The 17,533-nt window shown below is 48.6% G+C and carries 15 protein-coding genes; 4 read left to right on the forward strand and 11 right to left on the reverse strand.

Annotated elements, in window-relative coordinates:
• Positions 1–203: 203 nt before the first annotated feature.
• Positions 204–890: a hypothetical protein gene (locus tag F1593_RS22280; RefSeq protein ID WP_149403770.1), complete on the forward strand. Its 687-nt coding sequence runs from the start codon at positions 204–206 to the stop codon at positions 888–890.
• Between the two features lie 486 nt (positions 891–1,376).
• Here F1593_RS22280 and F1593_RS22285 read toward each other — a convergent pair whose 3' ends face one another.
• Positions 1,377–2,018 (reverse strand): site-specific integrase, encoded by a 642-nt coding sequence (locus F1593_RS22285; RefSeq protein WP_268907079.1) that lies wholly within the window; start codon positions 2,016–2,018, stop codon positions 1,377–1,379.
• A gap of 403 nt (positions 2,019–2,421) precedes the next feature.
• Between F1593_RS22285 and F1593_RS22290 the strand changes: the two genes are divergently transcribed.
• Positions 2,422–2,694: a histidine kinase dimerization/phospho-acceptor domain-containing protein gene (locus tag F1593_RS22290; RefSeq protein ID WP_149403772.1), complete on the forward strand. Its 273-nt coding sequence runs from the start codon at positions 2,422–2,424 to the stop codon at positions 2,692–2,694.
• A gap of 34 nt (positions 2,695–2,728) precedes the next feature.
• Here F1593_RS22290 and F1593_RS22295 read toward each other — a convergent pair whose 3' ends face one another.
• The 10 genes from F1593_RS22295 to F1593_RS22340 form a co-directional block, all read right to left on the reverse strand.
• Positions 2,729–3,778: an NAD(P)-dependent alcohol dehydrogenase gene (locus F1593_RS22295; protein WP_149403773.1), complete on the reverse strand. Its 1,050-nt coding sequence runs from the start codon at positions 3,776–3,778 to the stop codon at positions 2,729–2,731.
• 31 nt (positions 3,779–3,809) lie between these two features.
• Positions 3,810–4,841: a C-terminal binding protein gene (locus F1593_RS22300; RefSeq protein ID WP_149403774.1), complete on the reverse strand. Its 1,032-nt coding sequence runs from the start codon at positions 4,839–4,841 to the stop codon at positions 3,810–3,812.
• 48 nt (positions 4,842–4,889) lie between these two features.
• Positions 4,890–6,629 (reverse strand): dihydroxy-acid dehydratase, encoded by a 1,740-nt coding sequence (gene ilvD, locus F1593_RS22305; RefSeq protein WP_149403775.1) that lies wholly within the window; start codon positions 6,627–6,629, stop codon positions 4,890–4,892.
• A 90-nt stretch (positions 6,630–6,719) separates the two neighbouring features.
• Complete coding sequence (locus F1593_RS22310; RefSeq protein WP_149403776.1) at positions 6,720–7,838, reverse strand: glucose 1-dehydrogenase; 1,119 nt, start codon at positions 7,836–7,838, stop codon at positions 6,720–6,722.
• Positions 7,839–7,949: 111 nt separating this feature from the next.
• Positions 7,950–9,800 (reverse strand): glycoside hydrolase family 15 protein, encoded by a 1,851-nt coding sequence (locus tag F1593_RS22315; protein WP_235932667.1) that lies wholly within the window; start codon positions 9,798–9,800, stop codon positions 7,950–7,952.
• Positions 9,801–10,391: 591 nt separating this feature from the next.
• Positions 10,392–11,243 carry a heme NO-binding domain-containing protein gene (locus F1593_RS22320; protein ID WP_149403777.1) on the reverse strand — a complete coding sequence of 284 codons (852 nt, stop codon included), beginning with the start codon at positions 11,241–11,243 and terminating at the stop codon, positions 10,392–10,394.
• A gap of 3 nt (positions 11,244–11,246) precedes the next feature.
• Positions 11,247–12,440: a nitric oxide synthase oxygenase gene (locus F1593_RS22325; protein ID WP_216368961.1), complete on the reverse strand. Its 1,194-nt coding sequence runs from the start codon at positions 12,438–12,440 to the stop codon at positions 11,247–11,249.
• Between the two features lie 367 nt (positions 12,441–12,807).
• Positions 12,808–13,743, reverse strand: coding sequence for a hypothetical protein (locus F1593_RS29105; RefSeq protein ID WP_216368962.1), 936 nt, complete (start codon positions 13,741–13,743; stop codon positions 12,808–12,810).
• Positions 13,744–13,885: 142 nt separating this feature from the next.
• Entirely contained in the window at positions 13,886–15,376 is a 1,491-nt protein-coding gene (locus F1593_RS22335; RefSeq protein WP_149403779.1) for a hypothetical protein, read from the reverse strand.
• On the reverse strand, positions 15,369–15,920 hold the full coding sequence (locus F1593_RS22340) for an RNA polymerase sigma factor (RefSeq protein WP_149403780.1): 552 nt from the start codon (positions 15,918–15,920) through the stop codon (positions 15,369–15,371). Before F1593_RS22340 ends, F1593_RS22335 begins: the two co-directional genes overlap by 8 nt.
• A 587-nt stretch (positions 15,921–16,507) precedes the next feature.
• Between F1593_RS22340 and F1593_RS22345 the strand changes: the two genes are divergently transcribed.
• The gene (locus F1593_RS22345) at positions 16,508–16,765 is read left to right on the forward strand and encodes a bacteriocin (RefSeq protein ID WP_149403781.1); all 258 of its coding nucleotides are present in this window, start codon (positions 16,508–16,510) and stop codon (positions 16,763–16,765) included.
• A gap of 121 nt (positions 16,766–16,886) precedes the next feature.
• On the forward strand, positions 16,887–17,456 hold the full coding sequence (locus F1593_RS22350) for a hypothetical protein (protein ID WP_149403782.1): 570 nt from the start codon (positions 16,887–16,889) through the stop codon (positions 17,454–17,456).
• Positions 17,457–17,533 lie beyond the last annotated feature (77 nt).

Genomic DNA, 17,533 nt, shown 5'->3' on the forward strand with positions numbered 1-17,533 from the left:
ACGCCAGCTCAGGTCTATCGGCAACGTTAATCAACGTTACGTAACGTAAAACACTCGTTCTCGTATTGCTGAGTTTTGTCTTATTTGAACCCGTTTTTTGTCTTGACAAACGGTACCACCATAATCTTATACTGTTATGTGTAAATCATCATACGTTAATTGATAAGCAACCTGATTTTTATACAGTGCAAACTTTACAGCAGATGAAAAGTGAACACAAAAAGTGGGTAGAGAAAAATCTTAGTCAGAACGATTTAAAAAAGCAAATTGAAGACGAGCGATATGCAGAGATTATAGACTATTGGTTTGCTAAAGCAAAGATTGATGATTGGCTCTTATGGACTATTAATGTTTTATATCATGGTGATATTACAATAAGCGGCAACAGCTATTATAGGCTCATGGAATTAAGGAATTGGTTAAGTTCAAGAATATGGTCCAGGTTATATCCCGAATTGGATGCTTCCTTTGAGAATTTTGGTAACGTGCTCCGTGATTTCCTGTCTCTCTTCCAAAGATATTCCACATGTGAAAGCGATGGCGATCAAGTGCGTTATGAGATGGTAAGATTTTACCGTAATGCAATAGGAAACCCTGACCAATATCAGAAATCACTTTCTGAATATAACTTATACAAAACTTTACTCGTTGATTTGATTTTTGAACTCACGCGAGCGATAAATTACATACTTGAGAAGTTTCGTCAGCATATTGATCCTTTATATAGATTAGATGAAGGATTAGTATTAGTTGGAGATGACCCCTTTGAGGCCCCTTATGCGGCAGAGTATAAAGATAACGAGCGAAAATTATATCCGTACCCAGGCATTCAACAATTCCAGTATGATAGAAAAACTAGGGATATCCATTGTGTTGTGCCTGCAGGATAACTGCTCGACAAACGACAATGAGAGCAATTTTTTATAGCCCCCAATTTCAGCCTTTTCGGTCTGCTCAACGCATCCATAGCGGCTACTGTAGAGAACTTTTCTTGATCCTTTAAAACGCCAACTATAGTTGTAGGGCTTGCAAAGCCTACAATTCCCAATATATACGTGTAAAAATATATTACTGTCTGAGAATTAGAACCGATGGTGGAATAACACAAGATCGAGCCGCTTCCGGAGTAGATCCAGGTTTAAAAGAGAGAGAAATAAAAAACCAGGAAAATCTAAGTTGTTGCTATATACCAATAGGTGTGGATTGGCTTCTAGAGCCGATTTAGTACCTAATTGGTTTCCTAAACCGTGCGTCGGCGGTTCGAGTCCGCCCAGTCCCATCTTGTCAACCCGCTGCTCAGGCGGGTTTCTTTGTTTCTTCGCACTGATTATGCGTGTAATTGTTTCACTTTGACAGCAGTAGTGACAGCAACGTGCTTAGACAGTCCTGGACAGCAGTGTATCGAGACGACCCATGGCCTCCTCTTGCATCGATGGCAGCACATGAGAATACGTATCGAGCGTGACGCTGATCTGGCTGTGTCCTAGCAATTCTTGCACCACTTTGGCGTGTACTCCCAGTATCAGTAATAAACTGGCCGCACTATGCCGTAAATCGTGGAAGCGAATGATCGGAAGTTCTGCCCTGACCAGGATTGGTCGAAATGATCGGCGAACCATATTGCTCACCTCAATTGGACCTCCATTCGCATTGCAAAAGACCCATCCCTGTTCTTGCCATGCCTGCCCTGTGGCTAATCTTGCTTCCCCTGGACGTATCCGATGCTGCTTTAAGGCCTCAATTGCCAGCCTGGTCAGATGAATACGACGGCGGCTTTTTGTCGTTTTGGGTTTGGAAACAGTGAATCCTTTCCCAATCAGATGGGTAATTGTTCGCTTCACCTGGAGGATATCTATGGCCATGTCAATGTCATCCCACTTGAGGCCGAGTGACTCGCCTTGGGAAAGCAGACCATCCGACAGATCCTGAGCGCCATGCTCTTGATTGTACTTCTTTACCTTCTCTATGCCGTCTATGCTTATTTTTCTTTGTGGAAAATGAATCGTACTGCGGCGCAATCTTTCTCTCTTTTTGAGCTACTACCCATGCTTGTCCTGGTAGGGTGTATTTATGGGGGTTGGTTGTTTTGTGCCAGTTGGATAGTGCATCTCTTTCACTATTGGCATCGACGCAAGCGGCAATCATTGGCCTGGAAGATCGTGTACGCGCACATTCTGGTCATCACGTTTTTACTCTCTCTTGGTATCATATTCATTGAAGTCTGGGGGTCCTGACGCAGTCGGGGTGGGGCTTCATAAATATCATTTCCACCCTTTTCTTGATGGGTGGATTGACGATGGGGTTTCTGTTACTCTTCGTGCCTCTGCTGGCCTTTTTTTCGCAAATCGTGACACGCCAGACGGTCAAACAACTCGCTGATCTGGTGGTTGCCACCCAGATTTGAGTAGCGGGAAGTATAGCGTGCTCATTCCCGTGGTAGGAGAAGATGAAGTCGCGCAACTGCAAGCGAATTTTAATAAGATGGCTGATGAGCTGGAACAAAAGATCCAGGATCTCCATCAAGAACGTGATCACGTCGCCACGTTACTCAAAGAGCGACGAGAACTCTTCGCCAACGTCTCCCATGAGTTGGGGACACCTATTGCGACCTTACGAGGATACCTCGAAAGTAATTTGAAACAGGAGCAAGAGATTACGCCTCCTTGTGTGAGCTGCGGTACTGACCGAGTGTGATCTTTGTACATTCATCTACAAAGAGGATATGCAGTTAAAAGACAATCAGCACCTTCAGGACGCCATCGAGTTTTTTGTCTGCTACCTCGAATGCTCGTTCCATTTCATCAAATGAGAAGGTATGTGTCGTCATATGTGTTGGATCAACGCGCTTCATTTCCAGGATGCGCAGGAGCCGTTCTAGCCTCAAGCGGCCACCAGGGCATAGGCTCGTCGTGATCGTTTTGTCTGCCATGCCAACGCCCCACGCGATCCGTGGAATGCGCACAAATTCACCGTGACCGTGGTAACCTATATTGGAAACGGTACCCCCTGCTTTAGTAACGCTGATCGCGTTTTGAAACGTTTCATCGGCTCCAAAGGCTTCAATTGCGGTATCCACCCCCTGTCCATGTGTCAGGTCAAGAATGCGTTGAATAACATTTTCCTTAGCAAAATCAGCAATCTCGTCTGCACCATAGGTGCGTGCAAGTTCTTGCCTGCGCGGGACCGCCTCAATTCCGATAATTAGCCCGGCTCCGCGTAATCGTGCTCCTGCCGTTGCCATGAGTCCTACCGGTCCCTGCGCGAAGACCGCAACGGCCCCTCCAATAGGAATATGACCATTCTCCGCGCCCGCAAACCCCGTCGAGAGCATATCTGCACAGTACACAGCCATTTCATCAGAGACGCCGTCGGGAATATGGGCCATATTTGCATCAGCCTCGTTCACATGAAAATACTCTGCAAAGACGCCATCTTTGGTATTGGAGAATTTCCAGCCGCCCAAAGGGGCCCCTGATTGGGAGGCATGACCAGCTTGAGAAGCAGGATCTCCCCAATCAGGGGTGATCGCGCCAACGAGCACCCGATCTCCTGGTTGAAAGACGGTGATGTTGCTGCCCACATTATGGACGATGCCGACAGCCTCGTGTCCGAGCGTCAAATTCTCTCGTGGTCCAATACCTCCGTTGACGGTATGAGAATCTGAGGTGCAAATGAGCGCCCTGGTCGTTTTGACAATGGCATCGTTTGGTCCTGGCTGGGGAATGGGTTTTTCCATAAAACCAACCTGACCGATTGTTTTCATGACAAACGCTTTCATGCTTGCTCCTTTCATTGTGCAGTCTTAGCTCTCATTGCTCTTCTGATGAAAATGTTTTTCCATGGGTACTGGCGGGTGAAACCGCATTCACTGGTGAGAGTGGAGGCTTACCCGTCAATACGCGCACGACTTCCTGAGCCGCAAAGTCACGCACGAAATGGATAGCTTCTTCGGAATAGTAGGCGGCGTGTGGTGTGATGATGACATTGTCCAGGCCGAAAAGTGGATTCGTCGGTGTCCAGTTGCGCAGCTTTGCTGGTTCCTCTTCGATATCATCCAGACCCGCTGCGGCAATCCACCCTTCTTTCAAGGCCCGATAGAGCGCTTGATCATTGACAATCGGACCGCGGGCAGTATTGATGAGGATGGCTTCTGGCTTCATACGGCGGAGTTGCGTTTCATCTATGAGATTGCGTGTCTGTGCGGTCAATGGTGCTTGAATCATCAGGTAGTCTGCCTGTTCGATCAGCGCATCAAACGAGACTGGTGTTGCACCATGTGCTGTGATATCTTCAGGGGGCCTGTAAGGGTCGTGTGTGATGATGCGCATGCCAAACCCGGTAGCCCGGGTGGCGATCGCTTGCGCGATCGCTCCAAATGACAGTAATCCCAGGATGCGGCCGTGCAAACGATGGATCGGCTGACCGGATTGCCAGTGCCAGACCCCTGCGCGCGTTGCGTGATCATAGTTCCGAATCTTGCGCGCCACGGTGAGCAGTAAGGTCATGGCATGATCTGCGACCTCGTTCTCACACCAGTTATTGGGAACGTTGGTGACCAGAATGTTGTGCTGTGTAGCTGCGTCAACATCGACGATGTCTACGCCGGTCCCATAGCGTGCAATGACCCGACACCTGGTCAGGGCAGTGATGGCTCTCGCTCCAATTGTTGCATATTGTGCAATGATGGCATTTGCATCTCGGGCGGTCTCGATGACATCATCCTCACTCTTGCATTGAGCCGCAACCAGTTCTATTCCTGCACCTTCTATAATCGCTCGTTCAATATCGACGTTGCTATAGTCATAGTCTGCGATCACGACGGTCTGTTTCTTCTTCTGCATGGCATATCTCATTTCTTGTTGTCAGATATATGCGTTTTGGCATCCTTCTTATGTGATGGATGCTCCATCGGATGCTCCGCGAGCAACACGAGCATATAATGATAAGATGCCGTGGCTGTGGCGTGGCTCTGGTGGGGTCCAGTGGCGGCGCCGTTCTGCAAAAATGCTTTGTATGTGATCTTCGGGAAGGCGCTGACCTTTCACGCCCACAATTGCGAGCCGCCGTTCGGGAACGTTGATTTCAATCAAGTCGTTCTCTTCGACCAGAGCGATCGGACCACCATCCAGCGCTTCTGGGGTAACATGTCCGATACATGGCCCTCTCATAGCGCCGGAATAACGGCCATCCGTGATCAGGGCTGTTGTGGTATTGAGGGTGTGGTCAGAGGAGAGAATCGTTGAGGCGAAATACATCTCCGGCATCCCATTTGCCCGCGGTCCCTCATAGCGAATGACCACCATATCGCCTGCCACAACCTGACGTTTCACCAGCGCCTGGATGGCCTCCTCCTCATGATCAAAAATGCGGGCCGGTCCAACATGGATATGCATCTCTTTGGGCACAGAGAAAGTCTTGATCATGGCTCCCTCGGGAGCGAGATTGCCCCGGAGTATCGCTACTCCCCCATCAGTCCCGAATGGATCAGTGCGTGGTCGAATGATCTCGTCCCTGGCGACTTTGACATTATTGAGATAACCGCGCCTTTCGGCGAAGAAGAAGTGGTTGTGCTCAATCTCCTCCAGGTTCTCTCCCAGTGTCTTGCCGGTCACGGTCAGACAATCCAGGTGTAGCATATCGCGTAGCTCTAACATGACCGCGGGAACACCACCAGCATACCAAAAGTACTCGACAGGATAGCGACCGGTGGTCTTCACATTGGCCAGGACCGGGACATGCCGATGGATGCGGTCGAAGTCATCAATCGTGATCTCAACGCCCGCCTCGCGAGCAATAACTGGTATATGGAGTAGGGCATTTGTTGAGCCGCCAATGGCTGCATGGATGATAATGGCGTTTTCAAAGGCATCATGGGTTAAGATGCGTTGAGGGGTAATATCGTCTTCGATCAGTTTCAGGATCTGCTTCCCTGTTGCTCGTGCATACCGTAAGAGTTTTGTCAGTGGTGCTGGGACCAGTGCTGAGCCCGGTAGTGCCAGGCCAAGGGCTTCTGCTAATACCTGACCTGTGCTGGCGCTGCCCATAAATTGGCAGGCGCCGCAGGTTGGGCAGGCGCCACGTTGTGCCAGATCAAGATCCTCTGGTGCCAGTTCCCCGCGTTCAACGGCGGCTCCCATGGACCACATTTTATTAGATGTCACATAATTAGGCGCGTTCAATTGAGTCCCACCAGGCAAATGAATGGCGGGAAGATTACAACGAGCAATCGCCAGGAGGTGCGCTGGAACGGACTTGTCATTACCGGAGATGAGCACCATCCCATCATGGGGATGTCCCAGGGCATGGATCTCAACCATTGCTGCCATAATGTCTCGTGAAATGAGTGAATAGCTCATGCCGTTAGTCGCCTGAACAACGCCATCGCAAATGTCGCTGACGGCGAAAACTCCCGGCTTTCCGCCTGCCTCATAGACACCGTTACTGACCTCTTCAATCAGTTCTCGGAAGTGGAACGTGCCTGGATGCCCCATGCCATAGGCGCTATCAACCAGCACCTGCGGCTTGGCAAGATCTTCTTCCGTCCAATTCATCCCCATACGAAGTGCGTCGCCCTGATAGTTGACGGCACGCAGGCGCTGACTTCGCAGGTGTTCAGGATCTTTTGGCATCAATCTCCTCCTTCTCTATGGAGAAACCATGCATGTTGTGAACCGACAGAAACCGATAGACTAAAAAACTATGCTATTGCTCAGAGTTGATCAGAGCTGGAAGGAAATGATACTTTTAATCCCTGTTGGTCGTTCAAGAACCCGCTGGGCTGCTTGCTCGATAGGAATACGGTCAGCCATCAGTGCAAGCACAGCACGAGGCCAGCATTGATGGAAGACATCGAGATCGGCGATGGCTGCCTTAAAGGCCTGTGTCCCTGCATTGACTGTTCCCAACACCACCTGGTTTTTTAAGACTATCTCGCGGAAAAGCGTCGCTGGATCAGCCTCAATCAGTGTTTGTAAGCCAGGGACACCTGTCAGGATGTAGATGCCATTGGGCCCTAATGCTTTGAGCACTTCCAGCGCAAGTAACGAGTGTCCGACCGCCTCATATACAAGATCAATCGGGCCAATGTGCGTTTCAAGCTGATCTGTAGGCAGTGCCTGGCTTGAAAGGTAGGTTGCACCAATCTCCTGGGTGACGGCAATTCGTGGATCGGGTTCCATCTCTCGTGAATAGACAACTGTGTCGAACCCGACGGTTCGGAGCGCCATCGCTCCTAATAACCCGACTGGACCAGCTCCCAGGACCAGTGCTTTGTGTCCCTGTCCTTGAGTGCGCTCGGAGACAGCTGGATCGATCCAGGGAGGACGACGTTGCATAAGACCGTAGAGTTGGTGTTCCGCCTTCTCAATGATTGTCAATGGCTCAACCAGTACTGCAATCTCACGCAGGTGGCGTGGTACGAGGTTCATATATTGAGCCTCATCTACTATGAATTCGGCCAGATAGCCATGAGCGCCCTTGATGCCCCGCTCAGTGAAATCGCCGGTTTCACAGAAGTCTTGATGACCAGCACGACAGGAACGACACCTCGCATGAGGACAAGGACGGCGTACGGTTGGTACGACCAGATCGCCGGGGGCCAGATGCGTGACGGCTGATCCTACTTCCACAACGCTTCCCAGTGCTTCGTGACCGATCACCAGGTAATCAGCATGTGCGGGAGGGGTGCCATACACAAAGGTGCAGATCTCTTTATCGGTTCCACAGATTCCAACATCGAGCATGCGCAGCTTGACTTGATCTGGTTGTGTGATGACTGGCTCTGCCTGCTCGATAAGCTTCACTTCCCGGCTGAGGGGAAATACTGCAACTGCTTTCATCTTTCTCCCCTGGTGTCTTTTCTTGGCTGGATAGTGTGCATCCAGATGAAACGTGTACGGTATTCTCGTCGAAAGTCTGTGCATCTCAGAATCTCAGCGTCTTGGAGACGCTTAGAGGCTGAAATACTGATGTGGCGCAATATTGTCCATGGCCTCATTCACACTGAGGCACGCATGAATCAGTGCCAGATGCGTAAACGCCTGCGGGAAGTTTCCCAATGCTTCCCCATTCGATGCAATCTCCTCTGAGTACAGACCGACATGATTCGCAAAGGTGAGCATATGTTCCAACGAGAGTCTCGCCTCATCCACACGTCCCGCTCTGGCCAGGGCTTCTACCAGCCAGAAACTACAGATGTTAAAGGTCCCTTCATGGCCTGCCAGGCCATCATCTGCGGCGTTGTCTACGTCATAGCGATAGACATGAGGGGTATGGGTCAGTTCTCGCTGAATACGTGCAATCGTTGCGAGCATGCGAGGATCACGGGCTTCAATGAAGCCCATGCGCGAGAGCAAAAGGGCGCTGGCATCGATCGCCTCCCCGCCATAATACTGGACAAAGCTCTGTGTGTGTTCGTTCCACCCTTTTTCCATAATCTCGCGATAGATCTGCATACTGATCTGCTGCCACTCACTGAGTGGCGCCGGTAAACCGCGCTCCTGGGAGATGCGCACTGCGCGGTCAAAGGCAACCCAACTCATCAGGCGAGAGTGCAGAAAATGTTTGGCCCCACCGCGTACTTCCCAGATTCCCTCATCTGCCTCCTGCCAGTGTTGAGCCAACCAATCCAATTGCTGGCACAGGTGCAGCCAGGTTTCATAGGAGAGGCCACGATGCCGACTATAAAGGAAAAGGACATCGATAAGTTCGCCGTAGATATCAAGTTGCTTCTGTGTGGCCGCCCCGTTGCCAATACGCACCGGGCGACTCTGCCGATACCCTTCCAGATGATCCAGGTGGATTTCAGGCATCTCATGGTTGCCACGAATCGTGTAGATGGGTTGGAGTTCTCCCCCTTCCTGGATCTTGTTTGTGCGCCCTTTTAACCAGGCGATAAAGGCTTCTGCCTCTTCTGTAAAACCCAGGGCGAGCAGGCTATCCAGGGTGAAGGCGGCATCACGGAACCAGGTAAAGCGGTAATCCCAGTTGCGTTCCCCTCCAATGCCTTCTGGTAAGCTGGTGGTCGGCGCGGCCACAATGGCTCCCGTTGGAGCGTAGGTGAGCAGTTTCAGGGCCAGTGCGGACCGTTGCACATGTTCGCGCCAGCGTCCCTGATATTGACATTGGCTCAACCAGCGCAACCAGTATCGTCGTGTGGCTGCGAATTGCGTGTCGTACGTAGCTTGCGCAACTGGGGCGAAGTGCATCTGCTGATTTTGAGAACTGTCCAAAAAGAAGAAAGCGGATTGATCTTCGGAGAGCGTAAAACGTGCCTGTGCTCCACCATTGCCGTCATCATGTAACGGTACCGACGACGAAAGTGCCAGAGTCAGGTTGGCTGTCTGGAACAGGGTGCCTTGTTCGGAAACGTGGAGTGTATGCGTATCGCGCGCATAATTAAAGGCCGGATGACACGTCATCTGAAATGTCAGTGAGCCGCGCACCATATGGACTGCACGGATCAGGTGATGTTCGTAGCGCTCCGTGTCATTCGCTTTCACCGGCATAAAATCGGTAATCTCGCCAACACCATCGTCGCTCAAAAAGCGGGTAATCAGGATATTGGTTGCCGGGAAATACATCTGTTTGGTTCCGAGACCATTCTGGTCCATAGGGGCCAGACGAAAAAAACCGCCTTTATCCGCATCCAGTAAGGCACCAAAGATACTTGGTGAATCAAAATCAGGAAGACAACACCAATCGATCGACCCATTCTTCCCCACCAGGGCAATCGTGGTCAGATCTCCGATCATCCCATAGTCTTCAATAGGAAGATATCGTCTTTCTTGTTCCGACATCATTTTTTCGCTTTCTTTGTGCGGATAGCTAGATCTTATGAGCAGCTTACCCCGAAATCTAGCGCTTGCCATTGAACAGGCTCATAGTGACGGCTGAAACTTGTCCTGAGAGGAAGATGTTTGGATTGTCTCATCATTTCAACGGACAGCTCAGTATACCTGGTCTGAGTGAGAAGGACGCTATACACCATGAAAAGAATTCCATACCATGCCAAACATTGTTATTGTAAGATATAGGTGCAAACACGACCATGCATGCTCTATGTGATCGTAAGTTCTCATAGCGGATAGACGCAAAAACTATAGAACCCATGATAAACGCTTTCAACGAAAGGGATGAAGAATGTGGTAAATCCATGGAGAACATGGATTTTTTGAAGTTCTGTAGGATCTCCGTCCTTGCGGGTGAAAGCGGGGTGCAGGGGCGGCAGCCCATGACGGAGCGCGAGGTGTCCTCGCAAACTCTCTCTCCTCTTAATCCCCCGGAAGGAGAGAGTGCCGTGCAATATTCAAAATCCATATGAGAGAAACAGGCTTGAGAAGCTAATGAATTTCTTTTCTCCTTCTGCTTCTCTATGCAAGCCCGGGAAAAGATTAGTTGTCGAACGTTGGCGCGCGCCAATATAGGCGACTTGTGAGTGTGTCACCTGGTTCGTTCGCGGTGTTGGCTACCAATCCAGCATGGGACAAATGTTGCAATGATTCCAAAATACGGTTTAAACGCTGATATTTTGTCGGAATCTGTCCTTGCATTTGAAGTAGACCTTGCAGTTGGGTCAAATTTATTCCTTGTTGCCGTGGCAGAATGGCAAGAATCAGGTTATCGATTTGTTGCTGTTGCTTACGATGAGCAATCTGCTCTGGGGTTTCTTGTCGTTGGTGTATATTCTCCGCAGGCAAGAAGGTCACATCGAAACGACAGGCACTAGCTCCTTGTCTCATACATGCTTTTTCATGAATGCGCACCTGTTGACCATAGCGTTCTGCCGCTCCTTCTATTGCGCCCCGTAGTAAAGGGCATAGTTGTCGGGAACTATCGTAGATGAGGGTCAATGAATTGCTATGCTTAGAGGACGCTTCATAACCAAAGATGGGAGGGGTTAATCCTCCAGGGACACGTCGCATCTGAGCGTGGGCGTCACGCATTACAAGCAATAGATCGCGTCCACTATGTACTTGCGTCAATAAATATGAACAGCGGGAACTGGTCAATCCATTGATGAGGAAATAACGGCCATATTCCCGTAAGAGAGTATCAACTGGGATGTGTGACAACTCGTGAACTACCACCACTCCTGCCAGGAGCATTGCATCATCGTAGACCTTGCTGGCCAGGGGGGCGTTTGCTGCTGTCTCGCCAATCTTTTCTCGATAAGTATTGAGAAAGGAAGTATTAAATCGATTGACCAGGTATTTCTCCCAGGTCACAAAGATTAAACCATGCATATATTACTCCTTCGTTGGATAGCTGGACAAAAATCTTTGTTCCAGCCAGGGATCGTCTTGATAAAAGAAGTTAGGGGTAACCTGGCGGTTTTCGTAAGGAATATGGAAAACCGGTGTCGTTGAGCCAGACATGGGTGGTACAATCCAGCTCCAGTCTGCATACAATTTGCGTCCTGCCTGCTGCTCACGTTTTTCATGGTGTATAAATTGTCGGGCTGCCGTGTGGTGATCGATAATGGTGACACCAGCTAGCGCAAATGAGTGGAGTACTGCTCGGTTCAGCTCGACCAATGCGCGATCTTTCCAGAGCGTCCGATCTGAACGGGTATCCAGACCCATCATCTTTGCAATGAGTGGAAGCAGATTGTAGCGATTGATGTCTCCCAGGTTTCGCGCCCCAATCTCGGTTCCCATATACCAACCATTGAATGGAGCGGCTGTGTAGGAGATACCACCAATCTCCAGTCGCATATTTGAGATTACTGGAAGTGCGTGCCATTTTATGCCTAATTCTATGAACCAGGAAAAATCTGGATGGCTGAGCGCGACCTCTAGTACGCAATCACGGGGTAATTCAAACAGTTCAGGGGGACGATTGGGCATCTGGATGACAATCGGTAGAAGGTCGAAGGCCCCTCCTTGTGCTCCCCGCCAGCCCAATTTGTATAGCACTTCCGTCAGTTTTGTATGGAGTGGATCACCGATAATCGTACCATTTGCCTGCCTATAGCCCGCGTAGCGAATAATTTGAGGATTCCAGATACGGATACCTGGATGTCCTGGGCGTTGGGGCGCAAAGATGGTGATCATTGACCGTATCTTCCCGCTATTGGTAGCAAGGCGAATATGTTCGACAATCGCCATGAAAATATCCTGGGCTGTAGAGAGATAGCGCATGTCGCGCACCTGGAGCATTTGCCAGTTGATTCGACCAATGCAACGTGCATTGTTACGCCAGGCGACCATCGAGCCATAGGTGAGCTCCTCTTGTGTCTGCCAGTATGTGCCTGTGCGCTCCAATTCAGTTTGTACTTCCTCTATTCTTTGCGGATAACTGTGAGGAACTCTACACTCTTGATGAAATATGCGCAAGTACTGTTGGGCCTCAATAAGAAGCTCTTGAGAAGCTTTTGATGGAAAAGGTCGGTAAGTTCTTTCCATATTTTCTTTCATTCCGAATCGACGTTGAAACTGCATAGCGGTTAAATATACTTGAATGTAGTTTTTGCTTTATACTGCTGCTATATAACAAGTACACTTTACCTTCGCAATTATGAATCTTCTATTTGTCGCTTTAGATGCTTGCATAAGTATACATATAAGTCGACTAACAAAAAAGTAACCAGTACTTTAGTAGTAATAAAAAATTGCTTATAAGGATAAGATTATCTATAATTTATAGATGATTATATAGCTGATCGTATTGTTCAGTTTCATGAAGAAGCAATGGGGCTCCAACGACAACACAAAGAGTTGCCGAAGTTATTTCACATCTAGCTTATATTTTGCGCATGCTGTGTGTCTGTTCATTTGCATGTCCAGGCGATTCCACCCCGAATACCCTCTAAGTTATGAATGGCTCGTCAGATATATCATACCAGTGGGTATTGGTATTGTTGGCTGGAAGATCCGGGGCTGTTGTGATGTTAGGGTGTGTCATGCCTGCATTATCTGGCAGAAAGATTTGTGGCGAGGGTATGAAACCACGCGAGAAGGTATCTGCGCCATTGTTTGCTGTCGTAAAAGCAGGGAAGGTATTCTCGGCTATTGGCGCTTCATTCATGTCACCAGGTCCCTTTGGAGTATTGGTGGGATCGGGCTCTAAGGTGCGCGTCCAGGAAGAAGCACCACTTGCTGGCACCTTGACCTTGATTGGTGGCAAAAGCATACGACGGAGTAGGAATAGACCGATGACGAGACCAAAGAGCAGGCATAGGAAAATAATAGCAATAATCCCCAGCATACTTGAAAATTCATTTCCCCCCGACTGATCCGATGTTTGTTTTTTTGCATTGCTATTGGGCGTAACAGGGATACTCGTTGGACTGGGACTATGTGTGTGTGTTATTTGCGCCGAGATGACTGTCGCGATTGCCGTAGGCGTTGCATGGGCCGTTGCTGTTGGATATGATGCAGCGGTTGTAGACGGCTGTAGGCTCGGCGTGGAGCTGGGTGTAGGTATTGACGTCGGTGTTGGTGCAGGTATTGGTGTCGGTGTTGGTGCAGGTATTGGTGTCGGTGTTGGTGCAGGTATTGGTGTCGGTGTCAACCCGGGCATTGGCGTCGGTGTTGGGCAAGCGAAAAGCACACCGCATGTACTCTTTGCATAGGCATGCGTAACCAGGACCACAGCGTCAGATCCCGCGATTGCCATCAGCAAAAGGGTGGCTATAATAACGCGCAGAAAGATCAGGTGCATCCGTATTTTTCGACGATGCTGTTTGACCCGAGATTTTTCTGTTTTATCTGGTTGACCCAGACCTTGTATATTTTTCTTCATCTCAGAAATGCACCTTTCTTTCAGATCTATCGTTAGGCGGACGTCTATGCAGAGATAGCCCGTGCAAAAGTTACTCTGCAGGACTCCCTGCTACCCCTGGATAACTCACGGCTGATTGGGAAGATTCGATGTTCGTGAGTTTTTAACTTACTGAATAGAATGAAGCAAGCATGGTATTGAATTTTTGCGTATAAGAATTAAACATATCTGGAGGTGCACTCAACTCGATTTTGTAGGGAGTATTCTGGTTAGAGTATGCAACCTCTACCTTACTTGATTGACCCTGCACTGAATCCAGAAGATTTACTATGCCTATCTTCCAGGGGATGCCATGATAGGTGGCTGAACTTGTACTAAGCTGGGTCCCTCGTTTCACATCAGGATCCATCAACAGTAACAGGTCGTTGGAAAGATCGTTGGGATACATTACATCGACGTTGATGAAAACAGCACTCGTCACTGACGGGCGGAATTGTACTGTTTGTTGATAGATGCCAGCAGTGGTCACCTGCGTGATGACCCAGTTGGATGGATATTGGATTGTGAAGTATTGACTGCTATACACTTTTATGTCGGATATACTTGTTGTTGGTGATGCCATGATGGTTGGCGATGGCGTTGCCTTATCTATTGGTGTAGCCGTTGGTCTGACCGCTGGCATGACAGTCGGCGTTGCCACTGAGGTTACTACCGGTGTGGTCTGCGTATGGAATGACGCAAGTATAGTATTGAAAACCGGCGTATAGGCATCAAATTTGTCTGCAGTTGTACCTAATTCAATTTTGTAAGGGATTCTCTGGTGAGAGTATGCAACCTCAAGTTTGCCTGCCCTGGTGTGGGCGGAACCTGTGAGCTCGACGATGCCAACGGTCCAGGGTATATCATGATAGGTGACTGCACTTGTGCTGATCAGGGTTCCCAGTTTCACGTCAGGGTCCATATGCAACAATTGATCAGTAGAATATTTATTATCGAGCAGCACATCAATATTAATAAAAACAGTACTGGTCACTGATGGACGGAATTGCACTGTTTGCTGGTAGGAACCAGCAGTGGTCACCTGCGTGATGACCCAGTTGGATGGATATTGGATTGTAAAGTATTGATTGCTATACTTCTTCATGCTTGCTATATCCATCGTGGGTTGGCTTTGAGGTGTATTCCTGGGTGTGAGAGATTGGATGATACCAACCGACGTGCCATAAAGAGCATAAGATACTAGTGGCCCGAAGAAGATAACAAGCAATATAACGGCTGCAGCAAGGCTAAACCCAGGCATGCGCCAGTTCCAAATGAATGGCCGTTGTGACCGTTTACCAGCTCTGTGCAGTACTGGATGAGAAAATACTTCACCAGAAGTGGGTCTCACCTGTTTTTCTTCCTGAGCGGACTGGATAGTAGAAACCTCCACATTGGAGGAGATGTTGCCAGCATTGAGAGCAGATACCTGATTGTTGATGCGCGCCCAGACTTGTTCTAGCCTGCGGTTCTCTGCATAGATACTTTGCAGATTATGAACAGTATGAAATATCGTTGTCGCAGTGGCAGAGATATCTGCCTGCGGCTGCGAAAGATAATGCTCTATTTGCTCATCAACGTTTTCTATTGTAAGTTTTTCGTCATCGCTATCCATTAATCCGCTCCTTGCCGTTTGTGCTATAGAGATCCCGCAAAAGATTGAGTGAACGTAAAAGCAAGGAACGGATGGCTCCATCGCTTTTATGTAGTCTTGATGCAATCTCTTTGGTACGCAGGCCATCTTCGAAGCGAAGTTGCAACACTTGCTGTTGCAACTCTGGTAGTACGGACAGATGGGCACGCAACAATTCCACTTCTTCTCGCTCCACTATCGCTTTCTCCGGAGTAATCAGATCGGCATCGAATGGACTATCGAGCATCTCGTCCAGGGCTACCTCGGGATATCTGGTCACTCTTCGTTGATAATCAACCACTTTGTTGCGTGCTACTCGCTGTAGCCAGGCAAATTGTTCTTCCATACTCAATTTGGGCAAGGTCGGACTCTGAATAGCAGCTAGAAAAACCTCGACTAATAAGTCGTCAGTATCCTCGTTTGAAAATATATATCTATGGATATATCTCAAAATATCACGCGCATGTTTATCGTAGAGCTTTTCAACCGGTGAACGGTCAAAGACTTGCCGTTGTCGTTGATGCATGGTGCTCCTCAATGGTAAATTGAAAATATCATATGGCTATCGGGGCGTTCTACGGTAATGTTGCATAGCTAGCCGAAATAGTAACCAAATGGGCTATCTCTGATGCATCAGACAAGTTTGTTAGAGGATCAGTACGATATGGATTGGCTTATTGTGCTGCTTTATGCTATCTGCAATCTCCTGATAATTTATCAAATATGCCCATCCAAAGGCCACAAAAACCTGCTAGTCATACGAATTTTTATGTGATTGGGTGAATGGCGCAACATTTTTCTCTTTTTTTCGATAACAGAGAGAGGACGTAGAAAATGCTCTTGAAAGGCAGTGAAGCTATCAATGATGGCAGCCAGGCATTTTATGCTATGTTCTCGACAATTTCAGGAAAAGTCCTTAACATCTTGAAATGCTTACCGCTGATTGCGCAAAATATCTATCGGCAGTTGCTATTTTGCCGGAAAATATGGATACCTTGCAACATCTGTAGCGTGAGCCCGAATCGAAATGTTGTTTGCCTGCGTTTACTACTGCCAGTAGATCGCACATAGTTGCATTGGCGCAGGCAAACGTTTTATGAAAAGGAGTATATCATGTTTTCATTTGGGAAGAAAAATGCAGTGGTCACGGAACAGGTTATGGAAGAGGTCACGGACGAGCAACTGAGCCAGGTCACGGGCGGTAGCCTGCTCAATACTGTCAGCCTGGATAGCCTGGCTGATAATGTCGGCAACGTTGTTAACCTGGGAAAACAAACGGTTTCTAGCGTAGCTGTAGGTGGCGTGCAGGACCAGGCTGCTGGCTTTAGTGCTACCACTCCTTCGATTATTCCCGGCGCATTGCTCCCATAATTGATACCAGGGCTGCCTGTTCTAGATACAGAAATGCCTGTATGGCAAGGCAAAGGTATAACACATGGCGCTTCTATGTGTTAAGCTTTGCCTTGCCTGTTTATGAGGAGATGTAATGCCGATGTCAGAACGACCTGTCTTCCGAGAAAGTGCCCTCGAGCGCTATCAGCAGAGAAATGAGCAGGGAATATTGCTACGTGTGTCTTATCCGCCAGCATTGATCTTCTTCTGGATTTTCCTGTTGATACTTTTTGGTGTTGGAGGATTTGCCTTCTCTATCCAGGTTCCAGTTGTAATCCAGGGTCAGGGAGTGGTTATCGTGCAGAAGGTTGCCGGGCAATCTAGGGCAGCAGTGGTAGCAGAGCTCTTTTTCTCACCGGATCAACTGACACATCTGCATACAGGGCAATCCGCTGTTGTAAACATTGGCTCTTCACCAATCAATGTATCTGGCATTGTCGAACATGTGGACACAAACCTCATGAGTCCAGATGAAGCACGCAGCCGTTTCAATCTGCAAGGAGGGCTTGCGCAGGTGATCATTGGACCTTCCATCACCGTCACGCTTTCTATAAGGTCTGCTGCTTCAATACAGGTATACGCTGGCAGTCTATGTAATGCTCAGATTCAGACAGGATCGCAGAGTGTGCTTTCCTTGCTACCTGGCTTCAATCAGTTTCTCGGTAAATAAAAGGTATAGACTTATATGGAACAGAAACAGCATATGCATTTTTCGCGGAATGGTGTAGAACAAAAAGAGCAGCAGAA

It is taken from the genome of Dictyobacter arantiisoli, from assembly GCF_008326305.1.
Classification (GTDB): Bacteria; Chloroflexota; Ktedonobacteria; order Ktedonobacterales; family Ktedonobacteraceae; genus Dictyobacter; species Dictyobacter arantiisoli.

Excerpts from the sequence above, each read along its gene's own strand:
- F1593_RS29105 (WP_216368962.1), bottom strand. The coding sequence starts at position 13,743 with ATGAAGAAAAATATACAAGGTCTGGGTCAACCAGATAAAACAGAAAAA.
- F1593_RS22345 (WP_149403781.1), top strand. The coding sequence starts at position 16,508 with ATGTTTTCATTTGGGAAGAAAAATGCAGTGGTCACGGAACAGGTTATG.
- F1593_RS22340 (WP_149403780.1), bottom strand. The coding sequence starts at position 15,920 with ATGCATCAACGACAACGGCAAGTCTTTGACCGTTCACCGGTTGAAAAG.
- F1593_RS22295 (WP_149403773.1), bottom strand. The coding sequence starts at position 3,778 with ATGAAAGCGTTTGTCATGAAAACAATCGGTCAGGTTGGTTTTATGGAA.
- F1593_RS22350 (WP_149403782.1), top strand. The coding sequence starts at position 16,887 with ATGTCAGAACGACCTGTCTTCCGAGAAAGTGCCCTCGAGCGCTATCAG.
- F1593_RS22335 (WP_149403779.1), bottom strand. The coding sequence starts at position 15,376 with ATGGATAGCGATGACGAAAAACTTACAATAGAAAACGTTGATGAGCAA.
- F1593_RS22310 (WP_149403776.1), bottom strand. The coding sequence starts at position 7,838 with ATGAAAGCAGTTGCAGTATTTCCCCTCAGCCGGGAAGTGAAGCTTATC.
- F1593_RS22300 (WP_149403774.1), bottom strand. The coding sequence starts at position 4,841 with ATGCAGAAGAAGAAACAGACCGTCGTGATCGCAGACTATGACTATAGC.
- ilvD (WP_149403775.1), bottom strand. The coding sequence starts at position 6,629 with ATGCCAAAAGATCCTGAACACCTGCGAAGTCAGCGCCTGCGTGCCGTC.
- F1593_RS22315 (WP_235932667.1), bottom strand. The coding sequence starts at position 9,800 with ATGATGTCGGAACAAGAAAGACGATATCTTCCTATTGAAGACTATGGG.
- F1593_RS22325 (WP_216368961.1), bottom strand. The coding sequence starts at position 12,440 with ATGCAGTTTCAACGTCGATTCGGAATGAAAGAAAATATGGAAAGAACT.
- F1593_RS22280 (WP_149403770.1), top strand. The coding sequence starts at position 204 with ATGAAAAGTGAACACAAAAAGTGGGTAGAGAAAAATCTTAGTCAGAAC.
- F1593_RS22320 (WP_149403777.1), bottom strand. The coding sequence starts at position 11,243 with ATGCATGGTTTAATCTTTGTGACCTGGGAGAAATACCTGGTCAATCGA.